We start from the raw sequence: 24,857 nt of genomic DNA on the forward strand, positions 1-24,857 counted from the left end.
TGGCAGGTGAGGCGATCCGATTCAGCACGATCGGTGCGAGTAGGAAAATCTTTTCAGGCGGGTGACAAGAGCTCTTGACTGACAAGAATTCTTGTCTGTAAAGAGCTCTTGTCAGGAGCAGCGGGAATGCCTTTGTTCGCGCGCGACTCCGGGATGCAGTTCGGCAAGGTGCCGGTCAGGACGGACGTGGAAAATCGGTTGAGGCATTACCGCGAGGCGAAGGGCTGGAGCCAGGGCGAACTCGCCCGTCGGCTCGGTGTCTCGCGCCAGACGATCAACGCAGTCGAGACCGACAAGTACGATCCGTCCCTGCCCCTGGCGCTGCGCATGGCCCGCCTCTTCGAGGTTGCGGTGCCTGAGCTGTTTATCGATCACTGGGAGCCTGAAGCATGATGACCGAGGACAAGTCGACCCAAACACCGCGCTGGGTTCGCAAATTGCTGATCCCCGCGTTGATCGGGGGGACTGTGGGTTTTGCCGCAAGTTCGGCGATGATGCGCTTCATCGACAGCGATGCGGTGGGCGGTCTGGGAGCTTCAGCCAGCATCGCCGCACTGGTCGGGGTGCTTTATTGCGTGATTGCGCTCGGCATCCTGTTCGGCGCGGCAAGGCCCCGGCTCGGCGCGAAGTTCCTCAATGTCGAAGATGCCGACGAGCTGCTCGAGCAGAAAAAGATGCTGACCTTGTCTGGCGCGTCGATGCTGCTGTGGGGCATTTCCCTGCTGGCTTTGGCTTTGGCGGCGCCTGATGGCCCCCTGCCGCAGACCGCCGCACTGGTGATCGGCGTGTGCGGGCTGGTGATCGGTATCGGCCTTTCGGTGCTGGTCTATCGGCACTCTGATGAGTTGATGGCGGCGGTCAATCTCGAAGCTGGCGCTCTCAGTTATGGCATCGTGTCGCTGGTGGTCGGCATGTGGGCGATGCTCGCGCACCTCGGCTATGCCGCCGCGCCCGCACCGCTCGATCTGCTGAGCCTGCTGTATGTGCTGGTGCTGTTGGCGAGTTTCATCGCGGTTGGCCGGCGCGGAATGCTGACGATCCGGTGACGGACCGGTTCGGCAAATTTGGGGGCGTCCGCATGGTTGCGAACGCCCCCGATGATTGCTTGCGCGGATCTGGCGATCAGAACCGGTAAGTCGCTGTCGCGCGCAGCACCTGCGTGTCGGCGTTGTCCCGCCCGATGGTGGTTTCGAACCCCGCGCTGACCTTGAGCGGGCCAGTGCCGAAGTTTGCCGCGATGCCGACTTCGCCCCAGGTGTGATCGGCGGTTTCGAGCACGAAATTGGCGTTGGGGCCGATGCCTTGCGCGAAATTGGCGGCGAGGAGCTGCGGTCCGTCCTCCAGCTCCCACACCAAGTGGGCATTGGCTCTGATCGCTACCTGCTGCCCTTCCTTCTGGTAATCCAGGCCGAAGCGCGCCTGCGAACTGGTGAAGCTTTCCCGCGCTGCGGCGAGAGCCAGCGTGCCGCCTGTCTCGCGGGCGGTCGTCAGATCAACCTTGGCATAACGCACCTCGATCCCGGGAGAGATCGTGCCGATGCCGCTCTCTAGGTCATAGGACAGGCCCAGCGCGCCCGAGACTATGCGATCGTCCGATGCCGATTCGAGCGTCTGCGTCGCGCCGAGGAATTCGACTTGCCGGCTTGTGTCAAAGCCCATGCTGCCCATGCTGATCTGCCCGTCGATCACCGGCCCGCCCTCGAAGGCATGGCGCAGGTAGAGCGATGCGGCATAGGTATCGCTATCGACCCGCTGGCCGAGCGGCGTGTCGGCGTCGAGCCCGCTGAAAAAGCCCGACACGCCAACCATCGTGCGTTCACCGGGGTAGACCTCGATCCCGCCCGCGATCAACAGGCCGGACATGTCGCTCTGCGTGGCAAAGCCGGGCAGGCTGCCGATGTCGCCGGTGACGAACCCGCCCGACAGGAAGATTGCCATATCCTCGGGCAGGTTGGCCTGCGTGACCACGGCGTCATCGCCGCTGCTCTGGAACGCCATCATCGTGTCGCCGAGCGGCTGGCGCATCGGCGAGAGGCTGGCTTCGAGCGCACCAAGCGGCGCGCCCTTCACCGCGATAGTGCCGCCCGCCTTGTTGCGGTCGGATTCGCGCAGGCGCGCATCGTTGAAGTTCTGGAGCAGGTTGATGGATTGCCCCGCCAGCGATCGCACCGCCTGTTCGTTGACCGGTGCAAGGCTGCGGAAGGTGCTGCGGATCGTGGTCGCATCGGCGAAGTCGAGCCCGTAGAGGCTCGCCAGTGCGCCGTTCGGGCGGTTCTGGTCCCACAATTGGGCATAGGCCGCCTGCGCCGGATCATTCGCGTCGATCACGGTGTTGTAGCTGGCGGCAGTGATTTCCATCAGCACGGCATTCGGTTCGTAGACGAAGGTCTGGCTGAGGATGCTTGACAGCGCGCGGGTGGTGAAGGTGCCCGAAACGCCGTCCGACGCGGTCAGGATGGTGTAGCGCTGGCCCTGTCCGTTGACCTGCTGGGTGATGGCGCTGCCGATGCTGACAACCCCGCCGATATTGGCGAGGCCGTTCACCGCCAGCCTGTCCGACACGCCGTTCGCGCCGATATCGACGAGGAAGGTGCTGCCCGAGGACATCACCAGATTGCCGTCGATATTGAGCGTGCCTGTCGTCCCCATCGTGCCCGGCGAGAATACGCCGGTGATGCTTGTGAGGAACGGCGCGGTGATCGTGCCGGTGCCTTCGAGCATGCCTGCGAACAGCGTGTAGTCACCAATCGAGGTGATCCCGCCGTTGATGTTCACCCGCCCGCCGAACTGGTTCACATCGATCAGCGAGGTGAGATTGCCCGCCGTGTTCACTGTCAATCCTGCCGCACCGCGCACGGTCAGCCGATCGATGGTGACGTCGCTGTTCAAGGTGGTGGTGCCGGTCTGGCCCAGCGTGACATCGAAGTAGCGCGGATCGACATTGATGCCGGGATCGGCGCTCACCACTGGATCGATATTGTTCGGCACGAACCCGGTCGCGCCGGGAAGACCGTTCGCCAGCGTGGGCGCGGGCAGGGCGCCTGCCGCAGGGTTCGCGGCCGAAGCGAGATCGGTGCAGAAGTCTTCGGGCGTTTCGAACTCGATGCAGATCGCGCCGAAATCGCTGCCGGTGCCGTTCGTGCCCAGCTCCGGCGTGGTCGGAAGGCCGTTCACGACCTGCCCGTTGGCCGCGATGATGCGATAGGCGGGATCGAGCAGCGTCACCCAATGGTTCGCGTCCTCCCAGTTGCCGTTGCCCGCGCGCGCGCCGACATAGCGATAGGGATTGGTCGCGGTGATATACTGCCAATAGAGCGACAGCGGCTGGTAGAAGCTGGTCGTCCCGATCGAGCTGAACGGCTGGGTGCTGAAGAAGCGCGATCCGCCCGATAGCACGCCGATCACCAGATCTTCGTTCGAAAGCGTGTTGTTCGCCGCATCAAGGATCAGCGGGCCGCCCGAATCCCCGCCTGCCGTGGTGCCTTCATTGGGCAAGGCATCGTCGCGGAACACGTTGATGTCGCGGGTGAAGTCGCGGTTCTGCGAATCGAAGTCGAGTTGGTAGAGGTTCTGCGGGAAGGTCGGCGCATCGGGGCCGAACAGCACATTGTCGCGATCATCGAGCGAGAAGAACCCGCCCAGCATGTTCTCCGCCGCGCGGCGACGCCAGTCGACGCCAAGCACTGCACCCTGCGTGGCATTGCCCGAACGGCCATAGCCGACGATCTCGACATGATAGCCGGTGCCGCTCACCGGATCGATCGTGGCAGGCGCAGGCAGGGTGCTGAACAGCAGCGCCCAGGTGGGGATCCCGGCCGCGGGCGTATCGAGGCTGGCGAGCGCGATGTCAGCCTCGATGAAGTTCAGCCCGCCAGCGGCCCCGGTCGAGCGCGGGTTCCAGAAGATGCGGTTGACGTTGAACACCGCCAGATCGGGATTGCTGGTGAAGTTGTTGGCAATCCAGTTCTGGAAGCCGGGCAGGGCGTTGACGTTGAACGACCATGCCGCGGGTACATCATCGGGGTTGTAATCGGTCGCCGGGCGGTTGTTGACGCAATGCGCCGCGAACAGCACCGTGCGCGGATTGATCAGCGTGCCGGTGCACACGAAGCCATCCGCGCGGAAGAACATGCCCACGCCGCGAAACTCGTCTGTCGTATCGACGATCTCGGTCGGGGTGGTGGTCTCGTTGGGGACGACAGCACGGGCCGGGACGGCTGCCCCGGCAATCGATAGGGCGGCAAGCGCACTACCCGCCAGCAGGCGCGAATGGCGGGGTTGGAACGGGGGCATGAGTGGTCTCCGGAAGGCACGGGCAAGCGGCCGCTGCCATGCCATCAGGCTAACGGCAAAGCGCGGCGGTGCAATTGAAAATCTGTGCGAATCCACGGCCATCGGGCCGCTTTCGCCCAACGATTGTCAGCGTGTTGCGAGCAGGATGGTGTAGCCGATGTAGAGCGCCACCAGAACCGCGCCCTCAAGCCGTGACAGCTTCCAGCCGCTGCGCAATTGCACAAGCAGCAGCGCGGTTACGCCGAGCATCACCCAGATATCGACCGCAGCAATCTCGGCCGGCACCGCGATCGGGCTGATCACCGAGGTGATCCCGAGAATGCCGAGGATGTTGTAGATGTTCGAGCCGACGATGTTGCCCAGCGCGACATCCTCGTGCTTGCGGACCACCGCGACGATGCAGGCGATCAGTTCGGGCAGGGACGTACCGACTGCCACCACGGTAAGGCCGATCACGGTTTCCGATACGCCGGCTGCGCTAGCCAGCACGGTTGCCCCGTCGACCAGCCAACCCGCCCCGACAATCGCCAGCGCCAGTCCGGCGATGATCATGCCCGCCAGCACCACTGGGCCGGTGTTGGGCGGTGGGGGGCGGTCTTCAGCCTCGTGCACATGGCGATCACCCTCGGGGCACGGCACCGCGCTTTCGGCCTTGTAGGCCCACCAGACATAGCCGACGAGCGCCGCCAGCAGGGTGATGCCGATTGCCGGACCCATGAAGCCATAGAGCACTGCGCCGGTGCACAGCAGCGCCGATCCGCCAAGAGCGATTGAATCGCGCGTGAACGATGCCGGGTTGACCGACAGCGGCAGGATCACCGCCGAAAGTCCGAGAATGAACAGGATATTGGCGATGTTCGATCCGACGACATTGCCGATCGCGATCCCGGGCGAACCGGCCAGCGCGGCCTGCACGCTGGTTGCCAGTTCAGGCGTCGAGGTGCCGAAGCCCACAATGGTCAGACCGGCCAGCAGCGGCGAAATACCCAGCCTTGCGGCCATCCCCACCGCGCCGCGCACCAGCAATTCCCCGCCCAAACCAAGCAGGACGAGGCCACCAAGCACCAATAGAATCGAGTCGGTCATCGTCATCCTTCAAACGTAACATGGGCGCGCGCCCAAAGTTCAGCCGGTGCGATATCAATGTGCTGCGACAAGTGCAAAAAGGGCCGCCCGGTTCCCCGGACGGCCCCTTGTTGCATTGGCGTAGCCCTGATCCGAAGATCGCGGGCAGAGCCGATTACATCGAATAGTACATATCGTACTCGACCGGACACGGAGTGGTTTCGGTGCGGATCACCTCTTCCCACTTCAGTTCCATGTAGGCGTCGATCTGGTCCTTGGTGAACACGTCGCCCTTGAGCAGGAACTCGTGATCGGCGGCCAGCGAATCCAGCGCCTCGCGGAGCGAACCGCACACGGTCGGCACCTGGGCGAGTTCAGCCGGCGGCAGATCGTAGAGGTTCTTGTCCATCGCCTCGCCCGGGTGGATCTTGTTCTCGATCCCGTCGAGACCCGCCATCAGCAGCGCCGAATAAGCGAGGTAGGGGTTGGCGAGCGCATCGGGGAAGCGGAACTCGACGCGCTTGGCCTTCTCACCCGCACCGTAAGGGATGCGGCACGAGGCCGAACGGTTGCGTGCCGAATAGGCCAGCAGCACAGGCGCTTCGAAGCCCGGCACCAGACGCTTGTAGCTGTTGGTGGTCGGGTTGGTGAAGGCGTTCAGCGCCTTGGCGTGCTTGATGACGCCGCCGATGTAGTACAGGCACATTTCCGACAGGCCGGCGTACTCGTTACCGGCGAACAGCGGCTTGCCGTCCTTCCAGATCGACATGTGGGTGTGCATGCCAGAGCCGTTATCAGCCTTGATCGGCTTGGGCATGAAGGTCGCGGTCTTGCCGTAGGCATGGGCAACCTGGTGCACGACATACTTGTAGATCTGCATGCGGTCGGCGGTCTGCACCAGCGTGCCGAAGGTCAGGCCCAGTTCGTGCTGGGCAGCGGCGACTTCGTGGTGGTGCTTGTCGCAGGGCAGGCCCATTTCGAGCATGGTGGTGACCATCTCGGCGCGGATATCGACAGCGCTGTCGACCGGTGCGACCGGGAAGTAACCGCCCTTGGCACGCGGGCGGTGGCCCATGTTGCCGTTTTCATATTCCTTGCTGGTGTTGCCCGGCAGTTCGATGTCGTCGATCGCGAAGCCCGAACCGGCATAGCCGTCTTCGAAGCGCACGTCGTCGAACATGAAGAACTCGGCTTCGGGGCCGACGTAGACGGTGTCACCCAGGCCGGTCGACTTGAGGTAGGCTTCGGCGCGCTTGGCGGTGGTGCGCGGGTCGCGGCTGTACCAGTCACCGGTCGAAGGCTCGACGATGTCGCAGTTGATGATCAGCATCGGGGTGGCGCTGAAGGGATCGACCCAAGTTTCGGTCAGATCGGGCTTCAGGATCATGTCGGATTCGTTGATCGCCTTCCAGCCGGCGATCGACGAACCGTCGAACATCAGGCCGTCTTCCAGCTCATCTTCGCCCATCACGCCAGCGACCATGGTGAGGTGCTGCCACTTGCCCTTGGGATCGGTGAAGCGCAGATCGACCCACTCGATTTCCTCGTCCTTGATCTTCTTCAGGACGTCCTTTGCTTTCGACATTTGTGTAGTGCCTTTCGGGTTGTGTCAGACCGATCCACCCCTCTGGCGGGTCGGCAGGAGAGGGTGGAAAATCAGATGGCGTCGTCGTCGGTTTCGCCGGTGCGGATGCGCAGCGCGCTTTCGATCGCGCTGACGAAGATCTTGCCGTCGCCGATGCGGCCGGTTTGTGCTGCCGCGGCAATCGCTTCGACCACGCGCTCGGCCTGATCGTCAGCGACGACCACTTCGAGCTTCACCTTGGGTAGGAAGTCGACGACATATTCGGCGCCGCGATAGAGTTCGGTATGGCCCTTCTGGCGGCCAAATCCCTTTGCTTCGGTCACGGTGATGCCGGACACGCCGATCTCGTGCAGCGCCTCCTTCACCTCGTCGAGCTTGAAGGGCTTGATGATCGCTTCGATCTTTTTCACGTCGTCCCCGTCCGATTGGCCCGTCCGCGCCTGGCTGGAATGCTGACCGATATCTTAACAAGAATCGTGCCAAGCCTGTTGGTGTTCGGATTGAACAATCCTTGCCGCCTGAAGACTCGTGGCAGAGGCTGTCTTTCGCCGATGAGGCGCGGTTAGCAACATTATGGTGCGCCGCGCAATGGTGCACATCATCTGATCGGGCCTTGCCTATATTTTAGGCAAGTCTGCCCGGATCAGAGGCGCAGACCGGTGGTCTCGGGCAGGCCGCACATGATGTTGAGGCTCTGGATCGCCGCCCCCGAAGCGCCCTTACCGAGGTTGTCGAGCACCGCCACCAGCCGCACGTTCCAGCCGCCCGCATTGCCGATGACATGGAGCGTCAGCGAGTCCCACGGGGGGGCCTTGCGATCGAGCAGCAGTTCGCCCGGCGCGGCCCCATCCGCCACCGTCACCACTGGCGTTGCGGCATAGAAATCGCTGAGGGCGGCGCGCAGCTGGTCTGCCGTCGGATCACCAGCCATCGCGCCAAGGTGGAGCGGCACTTCGACCACCATCCCGCGATAGGCCGGCACCACGGCGGGCGCGAAGATCACCGGATGGGCGAGGCCCGCATGAAGCTGCATTTCGGGCAGGTGCTTGTGCGCCATGTCATAGCCATAGGCGCGGAAGGCGGGTGCGCCGTCGGCCTCGAACCGCGCAATCAGGGCATTGCCGCCCCCCGAATAGCCGCTCACCGCGTTGACGGTATAGGGCCAGTCGGCTGGCAGCAGCCCCGCGCGCACCAGCGGCGCGACCAGCGCGAGGAAGCCGGTGGGATAGCACCCCGGATTGCTCACGAATTGGGCATTGGCGATGGCGTCGTGCCCGATCAGCTCGGGAAAGCCGTAAGTCCAGCCGTCGGCCACGCGGTGCGCGCTCGAGGCGTCGATGATGCGGGTGCCGGAGCCTTCGGCCAGCTTCACCGCCTCTTTCGCAGCGTCATCCGGCAGGCACAGGATCGCGATGTCGGCAGCGTGGAGCGCATCGCGGCGGGCGCTCTCGTCCTTGCGCTGGGCATCGTCGAGAATGATCAGATCGAACTCGCTGCGCCCTTGCAGCCGCTCGCGGATTTCGAGGCCCGTCGTCCCGGCAGCGCCGTCGATGAACAGGCGGGTGGCCACGGCTATGCGCCTTCGGTGGCGAGCTCGGAAGCCCGGCACCAGCCGCTCGGGCCTTGCGGGCCGGGGCAACCCCACACCCATTCGCCTGCCACGTCGAGCAGTTCGAACCGGCTCCCGGCGGCGAGCGTGGTGAAGGCCTCGCTATCGGCGCGCGGGGCGAGGCGCAGCTCGGCGCCGGCCGCGCCCACGGTGCGCTGATGCGGGATCACGTAATGCGCGGCGAGGTGGCTGCCTGCGAGCGCGATGTGCGCCAGGTCACCGCGCAGCGGCAGGGTGCCGGGCGCAGGCTTCTCGACCGGGCCCTTGAGGCCCAGCACGCCCGCCGGCACGGCATATTCGGTTCCTTCGCGCGTCGCGCCGCTCATCTGCGTTCCGTCGTTCCCAGTGGGTGGTCGCCCAGCGTTCCCCGCGCAGGCGTGGCAGGCCCGTTAGCGGCAAGCGGCGCAAGGGGCAAGCGCGCTGCCGTTTCGCCCTCAGGCCGCATAGCGCGCGCGGATCGCGTGCCACGAGGCGCGCAGCCCCAATCCGCGCCCGCCGCGCCCGCGTCCGGGGCGCGAGGAGGGGTTCCAGGCGAAGGTATCGAAGTGCACCCAGTCAATGCCTTCGCCCACGAAGCGATCGAGGAACAGCCCCGCGACGCTCGCCCCCGCAAACGGAGTGGCAGAGCCATTGGCCATGTCGGCGACGTCGGAGGCGAGGTATTCGCGGTAAGCCTCGGGCAGCGGCAGGCGCCAGGCGGGATCATCCTGCGCTTTGCCTGCGGCGAGGAAAGCCTCGGCGGTCTCGTCGCGGCGGGCCATCAGCGCGGGATAATCCGGCCCCAGCGCGATACGCGCCGCGCCGGTGAGCGTGGCGAAATCGATGATCAGATCGGGGTTCTCCTCCGAAGCGCGAGTCAGCGCATCGCCGAGGATGAGCCGCCCTTCGGCATCGGTATTGTCGATTTCCACAGAGAGGCCCTTGCGGCTCTTGAGGATATCGCCCGGGCGGAAAGCGCCGCCCGAAATCGCGTTTTCGACGGCGGGGACAAGCAGGTGCAGCCGCACCTTCAGCCGCGCGCCCATGATCAGGCCCGCCAACGCCAGCGCGTGCGCGGCACCGCCCATGTCCTTCTTCATCAGCCGCATGCCCGAGCCCGGCTTGATGTTGAGCCCCCCGCTATCGAAGCACACGCCCTTGCCGACCACGGCGAGCACCGGATGCTTGGGATCGCCCCAGACGAGGTGCATCAGCCGCGGCGCATGGTGGCGGGCGGCTGCGCGGCCGACGGCGTGGACCATCGGATAGCCCTGTTCCAGCGCATCGCCGCGCACCACGGTCAGCTCGGCCTTGTGCGCCTTGGCGAGGCGTTCGCACTCGGCCTCCAGAGCGGCTGGGCCCATGTCTTCCGGCGGCGCATTGACGAGATCGCGCACCAGCCACTCGGCGGCGGCCTCGGCGACGGCGGCATCGATCGCGGCGACCTGCGTGGTGAGGAGCACGCGCGCGCCTGCCGGTTTGTCCTCGCTCTTGTAGCGGCCGAAGCGGTATTGCGCGGTCATCCACCCGAACATCGCCGCCCCCGGCTCGGCCTTGGCGGCGAGGCGGTAGCTGCCTTCGGGCAGTTCTTCGGCGAGCTTGGCGAGGCACCAGCTGGTGAGGCTTTCGGGGTTTGCCACACCGGCTGCCACGAACCACCCGTCACCCTCGGGCACGATGCCGACCTGGTTTGCCCCGCCTTCGAATTTCTGGGCGGCAAGGCTGGCGCGCTGCCCGGCGGACAGGCCTTTGGCGAAGGCTTCGAAGCCGTCCTTGTTCACCAGATGGATGGCAATGGCGTCCTCGCCGCGGTCGGGCTGGAGCAGGGCTTTGGGTTCGATCATCCCTGTTCCATAACCACCGGACGCGGCTTGTCACCAGCAGAAATGGGTGAGCGCCCGATGGGACCGACAAAGGGCCAATGTTCCACATGGAACATACACGCTTTGGGGGCCTAAGGGGGGTCTAAGGGGGGTCTAAGGGGGGTCTGGCGCAAGCGGAGCCGGCTCTGATCACCCGCTCCCGGTGCCGCCGAAGTAGCTTTTTGCGCCCGCGCTCGCTATGTGGACGCCATGCACGAATATCAACTCGTTGACGGCGACCAGACCGTCTACCGCGATGGCACCATCAAGCTCCACGGCCCCGCCGGGTTCGAAGGGATGCGCAAGGCCGGCCGCCTCGCTGCCGAAATCCTCGATGCGCTGGCCGATATGGTGAAGCCGGGCGTGACCACCGGCCAGCTCGACGACGCCGTTCGCGGCATGATGCTCGATGCCGGCGCGATCCCCGCAACGCTCGGCTACCGCGGCTATGCCCACTCGTCCTGCATCTCGATCAACCACGTGATCTGCCACGGCATTCCGGGCGACAAGGTGCTGAAGGATGGCGATATCCTCAACATCGACGTGACCCCGCTTGTCGACGGCTGGCATGGTGATACGAGCCGGATGTTCTACGCCGGCGAGCCCTCGCTCAAGGCGCGCAAGCTGGTCGAGGTGACCTATGAATGTCTGATGCTCGGCATAAAGGCCGCGCAGCCCGGCGCAAGGCTCGGCGATATCGGCGCTGCGATCGAAGCCCATGCGAGCCAGTTCCGCTATGGCGTGGTGCGCGAGTTCTGCGGGCACGGCGTCGGCCGCCTGTTCCACGATGCCCCCGAGGTGGTCCACGCCGCGCGCGCCGGCACGGGGCCGGAGCTGAAGCCGGGGATGTTCTTCACCATCGAACCGATGATCAACCTCGGCAAGCCGTGGGCCAAGGTGCTCGGCGACGGCTGGACCGCGGTGACGCGCGACAAGAGCCTCTCGGCGCAGTTCGAACATTCGATTGCGATCACCGAGACGGGCAATGAGATCTTCACGAAGAGCCCGACCGGTCGGGATTGCCCGCCTTACGTGTGAGATTTGCGGGACAGGTCTAAATCAGCCCCCAATCCTAACCCGTCATCCCGGACTTGATCCGGGATCCAGCTTCTTTGCTGCCGTGACGAATAGCGGGGCCCCGGGTCAAGCCCGGGGAGACGTTGGAGGGGAGGCCTAATTCTCCCGCGCAGCCCTGATCGCTGCGCCTGCGGCGAAGGGCGCTATCGCCACCAGCGCGAGGCTGATTGCGCCGACGAAGCCGATGCTGGCCACGTCCTGACGCGCCAGCGCACCCGCGCCGAAGATCAGGATCGGCAGCGCGAGCGGGATCAGCAGCAGGCCCGATAGCGCCGCGCCTGCCCTCAGCGAAGCGGTCAGCGCCGCGATCATCAAGCCGATCGCCGCCAGCCCCGGCGTGCCCGCCAGCAGGCCGAGCAGCAGGATATCGAAGGTCTCGCCTTCGATCTTGAGCAGCGCGGCCGCCGGAAAGGTCGCCAGCAGCAGCGGCGGGCCGAAGCTCAGCCAGTGCGCCAGCAGCCGCACCGCCATCATCGCTTCCTCGGCCATCCCGCGCAGTTTGAGCTGGTCGAAGAACCCCAGCTCGATATCGCGCGCCACCAGTTTTTCGAGCGGCAGGATCGCCGCCAGCAGCGCCGCGATCCACACCACCCCGCCGCCGGTTTTCAGCATCAGGTTCGCATCCGGCCCGACCGCGAAGGGGAACAGCATGGCGACCGCGACGAAGAACACGACAGGCAGCGCCGCGCCGCTTCCGGTGAACGGAAAGAACTGCGCCAGATCGCGGCGGAGCAGGGCGGCGATCATGCCTCGTGCTCCGCTTCGGCGGGCGCGAAATCCTCGACCGCGAAGCTCGTCATCCCCGGCACATCGAGCGGCTGGTGCGAGGCGATCAGCGCAATCCCGCCGCTTTCGCAATGCCCGCGCACCAGCTCGCTGACCAATCCTTGCGAGGCGGCATCGAGGCCCGAAAGCGGCTCGTCGAGCAGCCAGATCGGCGCAGCCTGTCCGACCACGCGGGCGAGCGCGGCGCGCTTTTTCTGGCCGGTCGAAAGATAGCGCACCGGCACTTCGGCCAGCGTATCGAGCCGCAGCCGCGCCATGATCGCCTCGGCCTCGCGTGCGCCGTCCAGGCCGAACCAGAAGGCGAGCGCGCGGCCCAGCGGCAGATCGGGATCGAGGCCTGTGCGTTCATCGAGCAGCGCCAGCGCGCCTTCGCGGCGGACTTCGCCCGCGTAAGGCGTGGTGAGGCCCGCCACCGCGCGGATCAGCGTCGTCTTGCCTGCGCCGTTCGCGCCTGTGACATGGCACGCAGCGCCCGCCTCCAGCCGGAACGACAGCCGCCGGAACAGCAGCCGCTCGCCCCGGCGGCAGGCGAGATCATGCGCGGCGAAGGTGGGCGAGGGCGCTTGCATTGCGGCCCAGCGTTAGGGAAAAGCGCAGACGCAAACAAGCGACCCCTTTTTCAGGAAGTGCCCCCATGTCCGTGCCCGAACTGACTCCCGCCGAAATCGAAGCGCTGCTCGCCCAGCATCCCGCATGGGAGCTGGCGCGCGAGGGCAAGGCGATTGCGCGCACCTTCCGCTTCAAGGATTTCTCCGAGGCCTGGGGTTTCATGTCGCGTGTCGCCCTGCTGGCCGAGGTGCAGGATCACCACCCCGAATGGTTCAACGTCTACAACCGCGTCGAGGTGACGTTGACCACGCATGATGCGGGGGAAAGCGGCGGTCTTTCGGCGCGCGATGTGCGGATGGCTGCGGCGATTGAGGGGCTTGTCTGAAATGCTGCGCGCCGCCCTCGCGCTGCTGGTGCTGGCGGGCGCGGCCACCGCGCAGGCGCAGGATGCGCGCCCCGCTTGCGACCGCGAAGTCGAGGTGCGCGAGGCCACCGATTGGTGGAGTGCCGATCATTTCTCGGTGCGCTGGTTGCACTGGTTCCCCGACCGCGCGAGCCTTTCCGTAAGCGCCTACACCTACGACGCGCATTATCGCCATCACCTTGAGGCGGAGGGGCCGTTTTCGGAATGGTCTTCCAATTCCGTCATCGTGTCGCCCAAGACGATGCGGACGCGCGGCAAGCTCTGGGCGCAGCTCGCCGCGGACGGGCGATCACTTCCGCCCGAGGAAGTGTCCCGCAGCGGCGGGTTCTACGGCATTGCCAGTTTCAAGGCACACACCGTGAAGGACTTCATCGGCGATGCGCCGGAACTGACGATCACCTTCTTTGATCGCAAGCAGGCCGTGGTTGACCGCTACACCATCCCGCGCGCGACGATCGAGGCCGCCACGGCGCGCATGATGTCGGTCTATGCAGACTATCGGGCGGGTCTGGCCGAACCGCCGACGCCCTGTCCGCCGGAAATCGTTCTCGTTCACTGAGGGCGGTGGCGGGCGCCGCTTACCGCCCCAGCAGCCCCTGCCGCCCGGCGGCGCGTTGCTGCTTTCTCACCTTGCCCGGCATCCAGCGCTTGGCGAAGGCGAGCTGGCGCGCGGTCTTGCCGACCAGATAGTGCAGCTCGTGCCCGTGGACCGCGTTCCAGACGGTCTGGGCGACCTCCTCGACCGGCGTGATCTCCAGCCCGGCGGCGCGCACGCGGGTGCGGATATCCTCGTTGGTGTTGCGGTTGCCGGTGCCGTCGAGCAGCGGGGTTTCGATGAAGCTCGGGCAGATCGAGGCGACGGTGATCCCGTCCGGCGCCCATTCGGCATCGAGGCTTTCGGCGATCCCGCGCACGGCAAACTTGGTCGCGCTGTAGACGCTCATGCCGCTGCCGCCGGTGATCCCGGCCGCGCTGGCGGTGTTGATCAGCGCCGATCCGGGTGCGGTGGCCTTGAGATAGGGATAGACCGCCTGCGCGCCGTAGAGCACCCCGCGCAGGTTGATGTCGAGGCAGGCGTCGATCTCGTCTTTGCCGAGTTCAGCGAGCGGCCCGCCGGTGCCGATCCCGGCGTTGTTGAGCATCACGTCGATACGGCCCCCTGCGGCCTTGGCGAAGTCGGCCAGCGCCCCGTCCCACGCCGCGCGGTCGCGCACGTCGAGACGTCCTGCCCACTTCGCCTCACCGCTGATGAGCGACAGGGTTTCGGCCATCCCGGCCTCGTTGACATCGGCCACGCCGACGAACCAGCCGCGTGCGGCAAAGTGCAGGGCGGTGGCGCGCCCGATGCCGGACGCGCCGCCGGTGATGAAGATGCTGCGCTGTGCCATGTGGTGATCCCTCTCCGATTGCGTTTTGCAACCGTTTATCGGCTCACATTGGCTTTGTCAGCACCGCTGCGCGGCTATTTCGCCATCCCGTGCACATGGCTTGCGCCTTCGACGATCTGCGCGCTCGAGGGCTTCAGCACATCGCCCAGCGGCTCGGCCCGGCCGCCGATGCAATCGGCGAGGAAGTTCTCGGCGATGGCAAAGAAGGCGATGTTGTTTTCCGGCCGCGCAAAGCCATGGCCTTCATCGGGATAGAGCACATAGGTGACAGGGATGCCCGCCGCCTTCATCGCGCTGACGATCTGGTCGCTTTCGGCCTGCTTCACGCGCGGATCATTGGCGCCCTGTCCGATCAGCAACGGCTTCACGATTTTGTCCGCCTTGTAGAGCGGGCTGGCGGCCTGGAGCAGCTTGCGGCCCTCTTCGGTATTGGGATCGCCCATCCGCTCGTGGAAAACCTTCACGATCGGGCCCCAATAGGGCGGGATGGTCGAGAGCAGGGTTTCGAGGTTCGACGGGCCGACGATATCCACCCCGCAGGCGAAGGTTTCGGGCGTGAAGGTGAGGCCCGCCAGCGTCGCATAGCCGCCATAGGAGCCGCCCATGATCGCGACCTTGTCCTTGCGGGCAACCCCTTCGCGCACCGCCCAATCGACCGCGTCGATCAGGTCATCGTGCATCTTCAGGCCCCACTGCTTGTTGCCGGCGTTGAGGAAGTCCTTGCCGAACCCGGTCGAGCCGCGGAAGTTGACGCTGAGCACGGCATAGCCGCGGTTGGCGAGCATCTGGTGGATCGAGTTGAAGCCGTAACCATCGCGCGCCCACGGCCCGCCGTGCACCAGCAGTACCATCGGCACGGCTGCATCGGGGCGGCCATCGCCGTCGCTGTCGCTGCCCGGCGGCAGGGTGAGATAGGAGGGCAGGGTGAGCCCGTCGCGGCTGGCGATCTCGCGCGGGTGCATCGGCTGGAGCGGCATTCCCTGCAACGCCGGCCGCGCGGTGTAGAAGGGGGTAAGCGTGCCGGCCTTGCGGTCATAGATGAAGGTCGCCACCGGCTTCACCAACGGGTCGTTCCACACGATCCACACGCTGTCGTCATCGGTGCGGCTGTTGATGCCGAAATCGCCTTCCAGACGTTCGCCCAGCCACGCCAGCGACGCGGCCATCGCCGGATCGGTCGCCTTCCATTCGGTGGTGAGGTAATCGATCGCATAGGCCTCGACCACGCCCGTCACCGGATTGCGCAGGGTGGTGGTGATATCGGCCTTGTCGTCTTCGGCGAGGATGCGTTTGGCCCCGCTCGCGGTGTCCTGTGCGATCAGCGCAGCGGTGTTCCGCCCGCGGCTGTCGATCCAGTAGAGCGTTGCCCCGTCCGAGGTGTAACCGGCGGGTGCGGTGGTGAGCGAATCTTCCATCGCCGTGCTTTCGAACGGCGTCGCCTCGACCGTGTTGCCGGTCACCCGGAAATAGTCGTTCCCGCCGCTGTCGTTCTGGCGGATCGCCATGCGCAAGGTCAGGCTGTCATCGGCCATAAACTCGGCATAGGCGTTGTTTTCCAGCACCAGCGTCAGCTTGCCGGTGGCGAGATCGAGCAGGTAGACATCGTGCCACTGCGGATCGCGGTTGTTGATGCCGAGCAGCAGCTTGTCCTTGATCGTGGTCGATGCGCCGATCATCTGGACGCGGGTGTTCTCGAACGGGGTGACGGTGGTTTCCGCCCCGGTGGCGACGTCCACGCGGTAGAGCAGGAAGTTCTCGTCCCCGCCCTTGTCCTGGATGTAGAGCAGCGCGCGCGCATCGGGTGACCAGAAATACTGGCGGATCGGACGGTCGGTCGCGCTGGTCATGGCGCGGGCAGCGGCCGGATCGGCGGCGGGGGCGACCCACAGGTTCATCACCCCGTCCTTGGGCGCGAGCCAGCTCAGCCATTGGCCGTCAGGGCTGATCTGCCCGCCCGCCCGCACCGGGTTGCCGAACAGGGCAGCACGCGGGATCAGAGTGGCGGTTTCGGCGTGATCGGTCATGGTCGCTCCGGCGGTGGTCACGGGGGTGGGCGAAGGGCTTTCGGCAGAAGCAAGGCCGGGCAGGGCAAAGGCCGCAGCGGCGGCGCCGCAGGCGAGCAATCTGGCAAAACGTGCAGTGTTGGACATGGAGTCTCTCCTTTCCGGTGTACATCTGTGTTATGCAGATAAGACACCTGCCGCCACCTTGCAAGGCACCGCGTGGCAACAGCGCCGGGTTGGCGTCGTCGTTCGGGAATGAGGATGCTGCGCTTCGTTGCAATGCAGGAAGCAATTTCAACATTTTAGCGCAGATGAATCAGCGGGAGCTCACTACTTCGACAATCCGACACTGTCTGGATGGCGGGTTTTGGGATGGTCGAAACTGTGGCCGAATGACTGAAACTGGGTGGGGAGCGGAAGGTCCGGGTTTGCCAAACATGCTTGCGAAACAGACGCTAGCTTGAAACATAAAGCCGTAGCATGGTCGTCAATTCATTTGTCATTTTATCGGCTTCGATAGGGACTCCAGCGTCATCAACAATCCAGCGGTGGGTGAGAGCCTCAGCGGCATCGACAACCATTGAGGCTTTGAGCTTTGGGTCGTTCGTCTGACCGGCTAGCAGGCGTGAAACCAGTGAGATTGCGCTATTGCGCAATTGATTGATCCGGGCCTTCTGATCCTCGGACAGGGGGACTTCGTTCGAGATAACACGATGCAATTTCGGGTTATCTTGATGAATGAGGATGAAGCCTCGGACGGTTGCCTTAACGATATCTGCTGCAGACAAACTGCCCGCCGGAAGATCAGCCAAGCCCGCAATATAGGTCTCACCTTGCGCGAGATGACGATCCAAGATTACGTCGATAATTGCCTGCTTGTTGGCAAAATACTCATAGACTGACCCGATTGAAACGCCTGCTGTGTGCGCCACCGCATTCGTGGTCAGTCCGCGCGATCCCTTCTCCGCCAAAATCCGAGCTGCCGCTTCGACAATGACCTCGACTGTCTCTTTGGACCGCGCCTGTCTGGCCTGTCTTGCAGGCTTTCGAACCAGTTTTGCGGTCTGACGAGGAGGCATAGAAACCCGAGTTTCATAAATTGAGCATTTGTTCAATAAGAAGATCATGAAGACATTTTCGCAAAGCGCGTCATGGACGGTATATCGACGGCTGCTCGCCGATGAGTTCGGCCTGGTTCTCACGCGCGAACCAAAGGAAAATTGGCTTCGGGTTCGTGGCCATCACGTCCGTGTGGATGAATGGTTGCCGCAAGGGGAAGCGAAAGGGACCGTCATTCTGGTGCATGGCGGTGGCGGCAACGGCAGGATCCTTGCGCCGGCGGCTGAGCCGATAGTCGAACTCGGCTGGCGCGTCATTTCTCCCGACCTGCCCGGTTATGGCTTGACCGAAACGGCGCCAGAATATGACTGGGATTATGCCGAATGGCCTAGCGTAATCGCCGCAATCGCCGACTCACAGGCCGGAACGGTCGTGCTAATGGGCCTTTCGATGGGTGGCCTTACCGCATTCTTCGCGGCCCAGCAGAGCGCGCACGTCTCGGGCGTCATCGCGACGACATTGCTTGACCTATCCGACCCGAAGATTTTCTCGCTCGCTGCCCGTTGGCGTTGGCTCGGTCACTTGAGCCGCTTCAGCATGAAAACGATCCCTTGGCTTTTTGATCGTGTACGAATGCCGCTTTCGCTCGCCACCCCGTTGAAGGCAATGAGCAGCAGCCGTGCAATGCAGCGCTACTTTGCGGACGACAAACTTATTGGAGCGAGCTGGAAACCGGCGCGCTTTTTCCGGACAGTTCATCAATATCGCGCTCAAAACTGGCAGCTGGATTGCCCGCTACTGCTCGTTCATCCAGGCGCCGATAGCTGGACGCCAACTGCCCAGAGCAAAGCGGTTTATGATCGGATCAAGGCAGACAAGCAATTTGTTGAATTGACCAATGGATCGCACTTGCCGGTCGAACAGCCTGCCTATCAAGAGCTTGCTATTGCCATCGGCAAATTTCTCCGGTCAGTTGCGGGCAAAGGTTAGTTTAACCTGCGGCACGTTCAAGCACGCATCAAAGGTAAGCTGAACGACCGCAATGGGGTCGATTGCTGACCGGCAGCAATTGCGCCGGAATTGCAAATACCGGACGCCCCCTCACAGCGCCGGGTTCGCGTAGTAGTGCCACGTAAAGATCGCCATCGCCCCGCGCTGCGGCGCCCAGGGCTCGGCCAGTGCGCGGGTGGCTTTTTCTGCCGGGCGCTCCTCAAGGCCTAGCAACCGCTTCACGCCTTCCTGCACAGCGAGGTCGCCTGCGGGCCAGATATCGGGGCGGCCTTCGGCGAACAGCAGGTAGATCTCCGCCGACCAGCGCCCGATGCCCTTGATGCGGGTGAGCAGTTCGATCGCGTCCTCGTCGCCTTCCGGAAGCCCTTCGAAATCGAGCTCGCCCGCTTCCACCAGCTCGCACAGGCTGCGGGCATAGCCCTGCTTCTGGCGTGATAGCCCGCAGGCCCGCAGCGTATCGAAATCGCGTTTCAGCACGCAGGCGGGGGTGAAGTCCGGCCCGAGTTCCGCCTCCAGCTTGCCCCACATCGATGCGGCGGCCGCGACCGAGACCTGCTGGCCGACGATGGTGCGCAGCAGCGTCTTGTAACCCCGCGCACGCAGGCGCGGTTCGGGATAACCGATGCGGGCCAGTTCCACCGCGAGGCGCGGCTCCCTTGCAGCCACCGCATCGAGGTCTTCACGCAATTTTTCGGCTGACAGCCCCACTCGCACTTTCCTTAACTTGCAACCGTCCCCAGAGTATCTTAGCAGCGCGGGCGAACCTCTCACAGCGCCTATTCTTGCGCCCAACCCCAAAAGGAATTCCGATCCATGCCCAGACTGGTCGTCACCAACCGCGAAGGCACCACCAGCGAGATCGAGGTCAGCGACGGCCTCACCGTGATGGAAGCGATCCGCGACAACGGCTTTGACGAACTGCTGGCGCTGTGCGGCGGGTGCTGCTCGTGCGCGACCTGCCACGTGCATGTCGATCCGGCCTTCGCCGACAAGCTGCCCAAGATGAGCGAAGACGAGGACGATCTGCTGGAATCGAGCGATCACCGCGCGGCGGGCAGCCGCCTGTCGTGCCAGATCCCGTTCACCGCCGATCTCGACGGTCTGCACGTCACGATCGCTCCGGAAGATTGATCTGACGGGGCGGGGGCCAGTGGACGCTGACCTCGCCCGTTTCCTGCGCGACGAATTGGGCCACGCGCCCGAAGGCGATGCCGCCGGGCCGTGGACTGTGCGCGGCCCCGTGTGGCTGTGGCAGGGCAGCGACGGCGCGCCCGCCAAGGGCTCGTGGTATTTCCTCACCATCGATGGCGAAACCGCGCAGGCAATCCGCGCTCAAGCGGTGAACGCGGCGGCATGGGGGTCGGTCTATGTCGAGGCGACCATCGGCGGCACCACCTGGCGCACCTCGCTGTTCCCCTCCAAACAGGTCGGCGGCTGGCTGCTGCCCCTAAAGGCCGCCGTCCGCAAGGCCGAGAAGCTGGCCGAGGGACAAGTGATCGACGCGGTGCTCGCGCTCACCTGACTGCACAATCTGCGCCTTGGCCGTTGCGGCCTGCCGCCCAAGCGCCTAATTCACGCGTATGAACATCACCCGTCCCTTTGGCGATACGCTCGCGCTGATCGGCAACACGCCGCTTGTCCGTCTGGCTGGCCCGAGTGCGGCGGCAGGCTGCGATATCTACGGCAAGTGCGAATTCGCCAACCCCGGCTCCTCGGTGAAGGACCGCGCCGCCTTGTGGATCGTCCGCGATGCCGAAGCGCGCGGCGAATTGCAGCCAGGCGGGACAGTGGTGGAAGGCACGGCGGGCAACACCGGGATCGGGATCGCGCTGGTGGCGAACGCGCGCGGCTACAAGACGATCATCGTCATGCCGGACAACCAGTCCAAGGAGAAGATGGACACGCTGCGGGCGCTGGGCGCGGAGCTGGTGCTGGTGCCGCCGACCAAGTTCGCCGATGCCGGCCACTTCGTCCACACCTCGCGCCGGCTGGCCGAGGAGACACCCGGCGCAGTCTGGGCCAACCAGTTCGACAACATCGCTAACCGCCGCGCCCATATCGAAGGCACCGCGCCCGAAATCTGGGAACAGCTCGGTGGCAAGGTGGATGGCTTCACCTGTGCAGCGGGCACCGGTGGGACGATTGCGGGCGTGGGCCTCGGATTGAAGGCGTTCGACGAGAATATCCGCATCGCGCTCACCGATCCGCACGGCGCGGCGCTCTATAACTACTACGCCCATGGCGAGCTGAAGGCCGAAGGTTCCTCGGTTGCCGAAGGGATCGGGCAGGGGCGGATCACCGCCAACCTCGAAGGCGCGCCGATCGATACGCAGTACCGCATCAGCGACGAGGAAGGCCTCGTGTGGGTCGAACGCCTGCTCAAGGAAGAAGGCCTGTGCCTCGGCCTGTCCTCGGGCATCAATGTTGCGGGCGCAGTGGCGCTGGGCAAGGAACTGGTCGCCGAAGGGCGCGCCAACCCGCAGGTGGTGACGATCCTGTGCGACACCGGCTTCCGCTATCTCTCGACGCTCTACAACGCCGAATGGCTCGCTTCGAAGGGCCTGCCCGTATTCGACTGGCTGACCGCCGGTAACGGGAACGGGGCATGAGCCGGCTGTCGCTGATCGAGCGGCTGCGGCGCATGAACCAGCGCAGCCTGTTCACGCCGGTCAGTCAGCCTGACAGCACCACATCGACAACGCCCGGCGCGGATGCCGAGAATCCCCCCGCCGGGGAGGCCCGCGCGGAGGCGATCCAGCGTCTGCAGGTCGGGCTGTTCGGGATCGGCGCGATGGTGCTGCTGGTGGGGCTTGCAAGCATCATCGGCAGTCAGGCCGATCAGGCCGACGAAGCCGCCGTGCCCGAAGCCGCGCCGACGACCGAGCCGGTCGCGCCGTCGGAAGGGGCCAATCCGCTCGCCGATGCGGGCGTGGTGCCCGATATCGCCGCCGAGCCGACCCCGTCGCCGACGGCTGGCCCCACCGGACAAGCCCCTGCGGGCAATGCCGCCCCGGCCAAATAGCGCGCTCGCGCCCGCGCTGGCCCTGTTGCTGGCGGCTTGCGAGGCCGAACCCCAGGCGGCTGCGGACACTGCCGCTCCCGCCGCCGCCACTGCCGCCGAACGCCCCGCGCTGGGGCTGATGACCAGCCTGCCGCTCTACTGGCCCGAAGGCGCCGATGTCGCCGCGCTGGCGCAGGGTGACGCCCCGCTGCCGTGGCAACGCCGCGCGATCGAGGCGCGCTATGCCATCACCCCGCTCGATACGCTCTCGCCGATTGCGGGCCTGACCCCGGATGCGCCCGAGACTGACCCGCTGAAGGGGCTTGCTCGGCTCGCGGTGATCCAGCCGCGCGGGCTGTCTCCGGCGGATAACGTCGCGCTTGACAACTGGGTCAATGCGGGCGGGCGGCTGCTCATGGTGCTCGATCCGGCGCTGACGGGGGAATACGAAGCGCCCATCGGCGATCCGCGCCGCCCGGTCGAAGCCGCGCTGATCCCGCCGGTGGTGGGGCGCTGGGGGATCGAGGTCGGTTTCGGCGTCCACGAGACCGAGGAGGCCTATTACGGCAGCGACACCTTGCCCGGCGGGGCCGTAGTGCCGCTCGCCTATCCGGGGCACATCACGCTTTCGCCTTATGCCGAACGTCGCTGCGTGCAGCATGGCGCGGCGAGCGTGACGTGCCGGGTGGGCAAGGGGCAGGTCACGCTGATCGCCGATGCCGCGCTGTTCGAGCATTCCGAGCTTGCGGGCGAGGGCGGGGCGGGGCTTGGCGCCGTGATCGCCGCCGCGTTCGAAACCCCGGCCGGGGAAAATGCGGGAAGCGGGGGACTCGGAGTCGCCCCGAACCCGGAAAATCGCGGGAAAACGCGCGTGGTCACGGGTTTTTGAGGGGGATTCGCGGGTGCGCGCGGGGATTCCGTATTCTTACGGCTAGACAGAAAATTTAGAAGATTCAGTTTTTTAGCAAGTTTTCCCGTGAAATCCCCGAAAAATCCCTTCCATCCCCGCGCCTTCCCCGATATGACCATAGTCCATCAGACATGGTTGTTTGCATGGCGTCCGGCTGGAGGGCTTGGCGCGACCGAGCCGCACGCGCGCGCTCGGGTCAGACAAGTCATGTCGGCACATCAGGCGGCCTTCGCGGGGAAGGTTGCGGTTGCGGGGCAAGAGGGGAACGCAGGCACGTGTCTGCATTTGGAGGATATTCGGGACAGGCCTTCTCGCCCGCTGGCGACAAGGGCCGCTTTGTCCTGCCTCCGGCCTTCCGCAAGGCGGTCAAGGAAAGCTCCGGCGGCAACCGTATCCTCTGCCTTGCCGCGCATGACCGCTTCGATTGCCTGATCGGCTTCGGCCTCTCGCGCACCGAAAAGCTGCACGAACAGCTCGAACGCGAGGAAGAACGCGCCATCCGCTTGCAGGACGCCGGTTTCGACCGCGACGTGCGCGCGCAGCAATTGTTCGGTTTCGAACAGCTGCCCTATGACGACAGCGGCCGCTTCGTCATGCCCGAACACCTGCGCGATCTCGGCAAGGTGGGCGACGGGCTCTATTTCCAGGGTGCGGGCGATTTCTTCTTCGTCTGGAACCCCGACGAGCTGGCGCAGATGGACGCCGCGTGGAAGGGCGCGCAGGTTGCCTGCGCCAAGCTGATCGCCGCCGCCAAGAAGGGGGCCGCGTAATGATGCAGGCGCCCCACATCCCCGTGCTGCTCGATGAAGTGATCGCCGCGATCAAGCCTGCCCCGGGCATGACCATCGTCGATGCAACCTTCGGTGCGGGTGGTTATACCGCAGCGCTGCTCGATGCGGGCGCGAGCGTCCACGCCTTCGACCGCGATCCCGATGCGATTGCCGCAGGGCAGGTGATGCTTGCCCGCTATGAAGGCCGCCTTGCGCTCCACCCCGCGCGCTTTTCGCAGATGCAGGCCGAACTCGCCGCCATCGGTGTCACCCAGGTCGATGCCGTGGTGATGGATATCGGCGTGTCCTCGATGCAGCTCGATCAGGGCGACCGCGGCTTTGCCTTCATGCATGACGGCCCGCTCGATATGCGGATGAGCCAGTCGGGCGAAAGCGCTGCCGATTTCCTCAACACCGCCGAGGAAAGCGCGATTGCCGATGTGCTCTATCGCTATGGCGAGGAGCGCCAGTCGCGCCGCGTGGCCCGCGCCATCGTTGCCGCGCGTCCGCTGGCGACCACCGGCGAGCTGGCCCGCGTGGTGCGCCGCGCGCTCGGCCACAAGCCCCACGACAAAAAAGACCCCGCAACCCGTACCTTCCAGGCGGTTCGCATCCATGTGAACGACGAGCTGGGCGAGCTTGAGGCTGGCCTTGCCGCAGCCGAAGCGCTGCTCGCGCCGGGCGGCGTGCTGGCGGTGGTCAGCTTCCACAGCCTCGAAGACCGCATCGTGAAGCATTTCCTGCGCGCCGCCAGCGGTGCCGGGCGTGCCGTTTCGCGCCACCTGCCCGGCGAAGTCGCCGGCCCGCCGCCGGTGTTCGCCCATGTCTCCAAGGGCATCCGCCCGAGTGAGGCTGAAATCGACCGCAACCCCCGCGCCCGTTCATCCACCCTGCGCCATGCGATCCGCACCGGCGCACCAGCCAGGAGCCTTGCCGCATGATGAGCAGCCATCAGGCCCGTTCGCTGGGTTGGATCGCGGTGCTGGCGATCTGCACGGCGGTGGTCACCATCCTGAGCTTCAAGGTGCACGCGGTGAAGAGCGAGGTGCTGCTCGCCGAACGCCAGCTGATCGCGCTCGAACGCGAGACGCTGCTGCTCGAAACCGAGTTCCAGACCCGCGCCAGCCAGCGCCAGCTCGCCGAATGGAACAATGTCGAATTCGGCTATCAGGCCCCGCGCGCCGGTCAGTTCCTTGATGGCGAACGCCAGCTTGCCAGCCTCGGCCAGCGGCTTGGCCCCGATGCCCCTGCGCCGATCCGCATGGCCCGCGCCGATCTCGGCGGGCCGGAAGCGGTCGCTCAGGATGCCCCGATGCGCTCGCCGCTGTCGGGTGAGCGTGTGACGCTCGCCTCGGCGCGTGACGAGAAGGGCGCGGGCGAGGTATTCACCGAAGCCTTTGGTGATTTCCTGATCGAAGCCTCGCCGATCCGTCCGGCCCGTGCGCAGACTGCCGCTTCCGTTGCGATGCAGGGGGTTGGCGAATGA

The 24,857-nt window shown here is 65.3% G+C and carries 27 protein-coding genes; 14 read left to right on the forward strand and 13 right to left on the reverse strand.

The window, feature by feature from the left end:
• The first annotated feature begins 186 nt into the window (after window positions 1-186).
• A complete protein-coding gene (locus BG023_RS06185) occupies window positions 187-393 on the forward strand; it encodes a helix-turn-helix transcriptional regulator (RefSeq protein WP_069311172.1) in 207 nt (68 codons plus the stop codon).
• Window positions 390-1,046 (forward strand): hypothetical protein, encoded by a 657-nt coding sequence (locus tag BG023_RS06190; RefSeq protein ID WP_069309681.1) that lies wholly within the window; start codon window positions 390-392, stop codon window positions 1,044-1,046. The genes BG023_RS06185 and BG023_RS06190 overlap by 4 nt, the downstream gene beginning before the upstream one ends.
• A gap of 76 nt (window positions 1,047-1,122) precedes the next feature.
• Here the strand turns inward: BG023_RS06190 and BG023_RS06195 are convergent, their stop codons facing one another.
• The 7 genes from BG023_RS06195 to BG023_RS06225 form a co-directional block, all read right to left on the reverse strand.
• Window positions 1,123-4,293 carry an autotransporter domain-containing protein gene (locus tag BG023_RS06195; protein WP_069309682.1) on the reverse strand — a complete coding sequence of 1,057 codons (3,171 nt, stop codon included), beginning with the start codon at window positions 4,291-4,293 and terminating at the stop codon, window positions 1,123-1,125.
• 126 nt (window positions 4,294-4,419) lie between these two features.
• Complete coding sequence (locus tag BG023_RS06200; RefSeq protein ID WP_150122807.1) at window positions 4,420-5,379, reverse strand: calcium/sodium antiporter; 960 nt, start codon at window positions 5,377-5,379, stop codon at window positions 4,420-4,422.
• A 154-nt stretch (window positions 5,380-5,533) separates the two neighbouring features.
• Window positions 5,534-6,943: a type I glutamate--ammonia ligase gene (gene glnA / locus BG023_RS06205; RefSeq protein ID WP_069309684.1), complete on the reverse strand. Its 1,410-nt coding sequence runs from the start codon at window positions 6,941-6,943 to the stop codon at window positions 5,534-5,536.
• 71 nt (window positions 6,944-7,014) lie between these two features.
• Window positions 7,015-7,353: a P-II family nitrogen regulator gene (locus tag BG023_RS06210; RefSeq protein WP_069309685.1), complete on the reverse strand. Its 339-nt coding sequence runs from the start codon at window positions 7,351-7,353 to the stop codon at window positions 7,015-7,017.
• Window positions 7,354-7,586: 233 nt separating this feature from the next.
• Window positions 7,587-8,513, reverse strand: a complete 927-nt coding sequence (argC, locus tag BG023_RS06215) for an N-acetyl-gamma-glutamyl-phosphate reductase (RefSeq protein ID WP_069309686.1) — start codon at window positions 8,511-8,513, stop codon at window positions 7,587-7,589.
• 2 nt (window positions 8,514-8,515) lie between these two features.
• Window positions 8,516-8,878 carry a hypothetical protein gene (locus BG023_RS06220; protein ID WP_069309687.1) on the reverse strand — a complete coding sequence of 121 codons (363 nt, stop codon included), beginning with the start codon at window positions 8,876-8,878 and terminating at the stop codon, window positions 8,516-8,518.
• 108 nt (window positions 8,879-8,986) lie between these two features.
• On the reverse strand, window positions 8,987-10,375 hold the full coding sequence (locus BG023_RS06225; protein WP_069309688.1) for a leucyl aminopeptidase family protein: 1,389 nt from the start codon (window positions 10,373-10,375) through the stop codon (window positions 8,987-8,989).
• A 228-nt stretch (window positions 10,376-10,603) separates the two neighbouring features.
• Here BG023_RS06225 and map point away from each other — a divergent pair, with 228 nt between their 5' ends.
• A complete protein-coding gene (gene map, locus BG023_RS06230; RefSeq protein ID WP_069309689.1) occupies window positions 10,604-11,431 on the forward strand; it encodes a type I methionyl aminopeptidase in 828 nt (275 codons plus the stop codon).
• A gap of 135 nt (window positions 11,432-11,566) precedes the next feature.
• On the opposite strand, the gene BG023_RS06235 is transcribed toward map, so the two are convergent.
• Both BG023_RS06235 and ccmA read right to left on the reverse strand, forming a co-directional pair.
• Window positions 11,567-12,217: a heme exporter protein CcmB gene (locus BG023_RS06235; protein ID WP_069309690.1), complete on the reverse strand. Its 651-nt coding sequence runs from the start codon at window positions 12,215-12,217 to the stop codon at window positions 11,567-11,569.
• The gene (gene ccmA, locus BG023_RS06240) at window positions 12,214-12,825 is read right to left on the reverse strand and encodes a heme ABC exporter ATP-binding protein CcmA (RefSeq protein ID WP_069309691.1); all 612 of its coding nucleotides are present in this window, start codon (window positions 12,823-12,825) and stop codon (window positions 12,214-12,216) included. Before ccmA ends, BG023_RS06235 begins: the two co-directional genes overlap by 4 nt.
• Before the next feature lie 65 nt (window positions 12,826-12,890).
• Here ccmA and BG023_RS06245 point away from each other — a divergent pair, with 65 nt between their 5' ends.
• Complete coding sequence (locus tag BG023_RS06245) at window positions 12,891-13,190, forward strand: 4a-hydroxytetrahydrobiopterin dehydratase (RefSeq protein WP_069309692.1); 300 nt, start codon at window positions 12,891-12,893, stop codon at window positions 13,188-13,190.
• 1 nt (window position 13,191) lies between these two features.
• Window positions 13,192-13,788, forward strand: coding sequence for a hypothetical protein (locus BG023_RS06250; RefSeq protein ID WP_069309693.1), 597 nt, complete (start codon window positions 13,192-13,194; stop codon window positions 13,786-13,788).
• Between the two features lie 19 nt (window positions 13,789-13,807).
• Here the strand turns inward: BG023_RS06250 and BG023_RS06255 are convergent, their stop codons facing one another.
• The 3 genes from BG023_RS06255 to BG023_RS14475 form a co-directional block, all read right to left on the reverse strand.
• Window positions 13,808-14,617: an SDR family oxidoreductase gene (locus BG023_RS06255; RefSeq protein ID WP_069309694.1), complete on the reverse strand. Its 810-nt coding sequence runs from the start codon at window positions 14,615-14,617 to the stop codon at window positions 13,808-13,810.
• A gap of 74 nt (window positions 14,618-14,691) precedes the next feature.
• Entirely contained in the window at window positions 14,692-16,767 is a 2,076-nt protein-coding gene (locus BG023_RS06260) for a S9 family peptidase (RefSeq protein ID WP_083234582.1), read from the reverse strand.
• Between the two features lie 308 nt (window positions 16,768-17,075).
• Window positions 17,076-17,747 (reverse strand): TetR/AcrR family transcriptional regulator, encoded by a 672-nt coding sequence (locus tag BG023_RS14475; protein WP_083234583.1) that lies wholly within the window; start codon window positions 17,745-17,747, stop codon window positions 17,076-17,078.
• Between BG023_RS14475 and BG023_RS06270 the strand changes: the two genes are divergently transcribed.
• Complete coding sequence (locus BG023_RS06270; RefSeq protein WP_083234584.1) at window positions 17,746-18,669, forward strand: alpha/beta hydrolase; 924 nt, start codon at window positions 17,746-17,748, stop codon at window positions 18,667-18,669. The two genes, BG023_RS14475 and BG023_RS06270, sit on opposite strands and share 2 nt — an antisense overlap.
• A gap of 111 nt (window positions 18,670-18,780) precedes the next feature.
• On the opposite strand, the gene BG023_RS06275 is transcribed toward BG023_RS06270, so the two are convergent.
• Window positions 18,781-19,398: a DNA-3-methyladenine glycosylase family protein gene (locus tag BG023_RS06275; protein WP_069309697.1), complete on the reverse strand. Its 618-nt coding sequence runs from the start codon at window positions 19,396-19,398 to the stop codon at window positions 18,781-18,783.
• Window positions 19,399-19,503: 105 nt separating this feature from the next.
• Between BG023_RS06275 and BG023_RS06280 the strand changes: the two genes are divergently transcribed.
• The 8 genes from BG023_RS06280 to BG023_RS06315 all read left to right on the forward strand — a co-directional run bounded on the left by BG023_RS06280 (window position 19,504) and on the right by BG023_RS06315 (window position 24,857).
• The gene (locus BG023_RS06280; protein WP_069309698.1) at window positions 19,504-19,821 is read left to right on the forward strand and encodes a 2Fe-2S iron-sulfur cluster-binding protein; all 318 of its coding nucleotides are present in this window, start codon (window positions 19,504-19,506) and stop codon (window positions 19,819-19,821) included.
• Window positions 19,822-19,840: 19 nt separating this feature from the next.
• Window positions 19,841-20,212 carry a DUF1905 domain-containing protein gene (locus tag BG023_RS06285; protein ID WP_083234585.1) on the forward strand — a complete coding sequence of 124 codons (372 nt, stop codon included), beginning with the start codon at window positions 19,841-19,843 and terminating at the stop codon, window positions 20,210-20,212.
• A 58-nt stretch (window positions 20,213-20,270) separates the two neighbouring features.
• Complete coding sequence (locus BG023_RS06290; protein WP_069309699.1) at window positions 20,271-21,299, forward strand: cysteine synthase A; 1,029 nt, start codon at window positions 20,271-20,273, stop codon at window positions 21,297-21,299.
• Window positions 21,296-21,712, forward strand: coding sequence for a hypothetical protein (locus BG023_RS06295; RefSeq protein ID WP_069309700.1), 417 nt, complete (start codon window positions 21,296-21,298; stop codon window positions 21,710-21,712). Before BG023_RS06290 ends, BG023_RS06295 begins: the two co-directional genes overlap by 4 nt.
• Window positions 21,693-22,580, forward strand: a complete 888-nt coding sequence (locus BG023_RS06300) for a hypothetical protein (RefSeq protein ID WP_069309701.1) — start codon at window positions 21,693-21,695, stop codon at window positions 22,578-22,580. The genes BG023_RS06295 and BG023_RS06300 overlap by 20 nt, the downstream gene beginning before the upstream one ends.
• A gap of 296 nt (window positions 22,581-22,876) precedes the next feature.
• Window positions 22,877-23,371 carry a division/cell wall cluster transcriptional repressor MraZ gene (locus tag BG023_RS06305; protein ID WP_069309702.1) on the forward strand — a complete coding sequence of 165 codons (495 nt, stop codon included), beginning with the start codon at window positions 22,877-22,879 and terminating at the stop codon, window positions 23,369-23,371.
• 2 nt (window positions 23,372-23,373) lie between these two features.
• Window positions 23,374-24,312: a 16S rRNA (cytosine(1402)-N(4))-methyltransferase RsmH gene (rsmH, locus tag BG023_RS06310; protein ID WP_150122924.1), complete on the forward strand. Its 939-nt coding sequence runs from the start codon at window positions 23,374-23,376 to the stop codon at window positions 24,310-24,312.
• Window positions 24,309-24,857, forward strand: a complete 549-nt coding sequence (locus BG023_RS06315; protein ID WP_069309704.1) for a hypothetical protein — start codon at window positions 24,309-24,311, stop codon at window positions 24,855-24,857. Before rsmH ends, BG023_RS06315 begins: the two co-directional genes overlap by 4 nt.

It is taken from the genome of Porphyrobacter sp. LM 6 (assembly GCF_001720465.1).
In the GTDB taxonomy this organism is placed as follows: domain Bacteria; phylum Pseudomonadota; class Alphaproteobacteria; order Sphingomonadales; family Sphingomonadaceae; genus Erythrobacter.

Excerpts from the sequence above, each read along its gene's own strand:
- BG023_RS06190 (WP_069309681.1), top strand. The coding sequence starts at position 390 with ATGATGACCGAGGACAAGTCGACCCAAACACCGCGCTGGGTTCGCAAA.
- BG023_RS06195 (WP_069309682.1), bottom strand. The coding sequence starts at position 4,293 with ATGCCCCCGTTCCAACCCCGCCATTCGCGCCTGCTGGCGGGTAGTGCG.
- BG023_RS06200 (WP_150122807.1), bottom strand. The coding sequence starts at position 5,379 with ATGACCGACTCGATTCTATTGGTGCTTGGTGGCCTCGTCCTGCTTGGT.
- glnA (WP_069309684.1), bottom strand. The coding sequence starts at position 6,943 with ATGTCGAAAGCAAAGGACGTCCTGAAGAAGATCAAGGACGAGGAAATC.
- BG023_RS06220 (WP_069309687.1), bottom strand. The coding sequence starts at position 8,878 with ATGAGCGGCGCGACGCGCGAAGGAACCGAATATGCCGTGCCGGCGGGC.
- BG023_RS06225 (WP_069309688.1), bottom strand. The coding sequence starts at position 10,375 with ATGATCGAACCCAAAGCCCTGCTCCAGCCCGACCGCGGCGAGGACGCC.
- map (WP_069309689.1), top strand. The coding sequence starts at position 10,604 with ATGCACGAATATCAACTCGTTGACGGCGACCAGACCGTCTACCGCGAT.
- BG023_RS06235 (WP_069309690.1), bottom strand. The coding sequence starts at position 12,217 with ATGATCGCCGCCCTGCTCCGCCGCGATCTGGCGCAGTTCTTTCCGTTC.
- ccmA (WP_069309691.1), bottom strand. The coding sequence starts at position 12,825 with ATGCAAGCGCCCTCGCCCACCTTCGCCGCGCATGATCTCGCCTGCCGC.
- BG023_RS06245 (WP_069309692.1), top strand. The coding sequence starts at position 12,891 with ATGTCCGTGCCCGAACTGACTCCCGCCGAAATCGAAGCGCTGCTCGCC.
- BG023_RS06250 (WP_069309693.1), top strand. The coding sequence starts at position 13,192 with ATGCTGCGCGCCGCCCTCGCGCTGCTGGTGCTGGCGGGCGCGGCCACC.
- BG023_RS06255 (WP_069309694.1), bottom strand. The coding sequence starts at position 14,617 with ATGGCACAGCGCAGCATCTTCATCACCGGCGGCGCGTCCGGCATCGGG.
- BG023_RS06260 (WP_083234582.1), bottom strand. The coding sequence starts at position 16,767 with ATGTCCAACACTGCACGTTTTGCCAGATTGCTCGCCTGCGGCGCCGCC.
- BG023_RS06270 (WP_083234584.1), top strand. The coding sequence starts at position 17,746 with ATGAAGACATTTTCGCAAAGCGCGTCATGGACGGTATATCGACGGCTG.
- BG023_RS14475 (WP_083234583.1), bottom strand. The coding sequence starts at position 17,747 with ATGATCTTCTTATTGAACAAATGCTCAATTTATGAAACTCGGGTTTCT.
- BG023_RS06280 (WP_069309698.1), top strand. The coding sequence starts at position 19,504 with ATGCCCAGACTGGTCGTCACCAACCGCGAAGGCACCACCAGCGAGATC.
- BG023_RS06290 (WP_069309699.1), top strand. The coding sequence starts at position 20,271 with ATGAACATCACCCGTCCCTTTGGCGATACGCTCGCGCTGATCGGCAAC.
- BG023_RS06295 (WP_069309700.1), top strand. The coding sequence starts at position 21,296 with ATGAGCCGGCTGTCGCTGATCGAGCGGCTGCGGCGCATGAACCAGCGC.
- BG023_RS06300 (WP_069309701.1), top strand. The coding sequence starts at position 21,693 with ATGCCGCCCCGGCCAAATAGCGCGCTCGCGCCCGCGCTGGCCCTGTTG.
- rsmH (WP_150122924.1), top strand. The coding sequence starts at position 23,374 with ATGCAGGCGCCCCACATCCCCGTGCTGCTCGATGAAGTGATCGCCGCG.
- BG023_RS06315 (WP_069309704.1), top strand. The coding sequence starts at position 24,309 with ATGATGAGCAGCCATCAGGCCCGTTCGCTGGGTTGGATCGCGGTGCTG.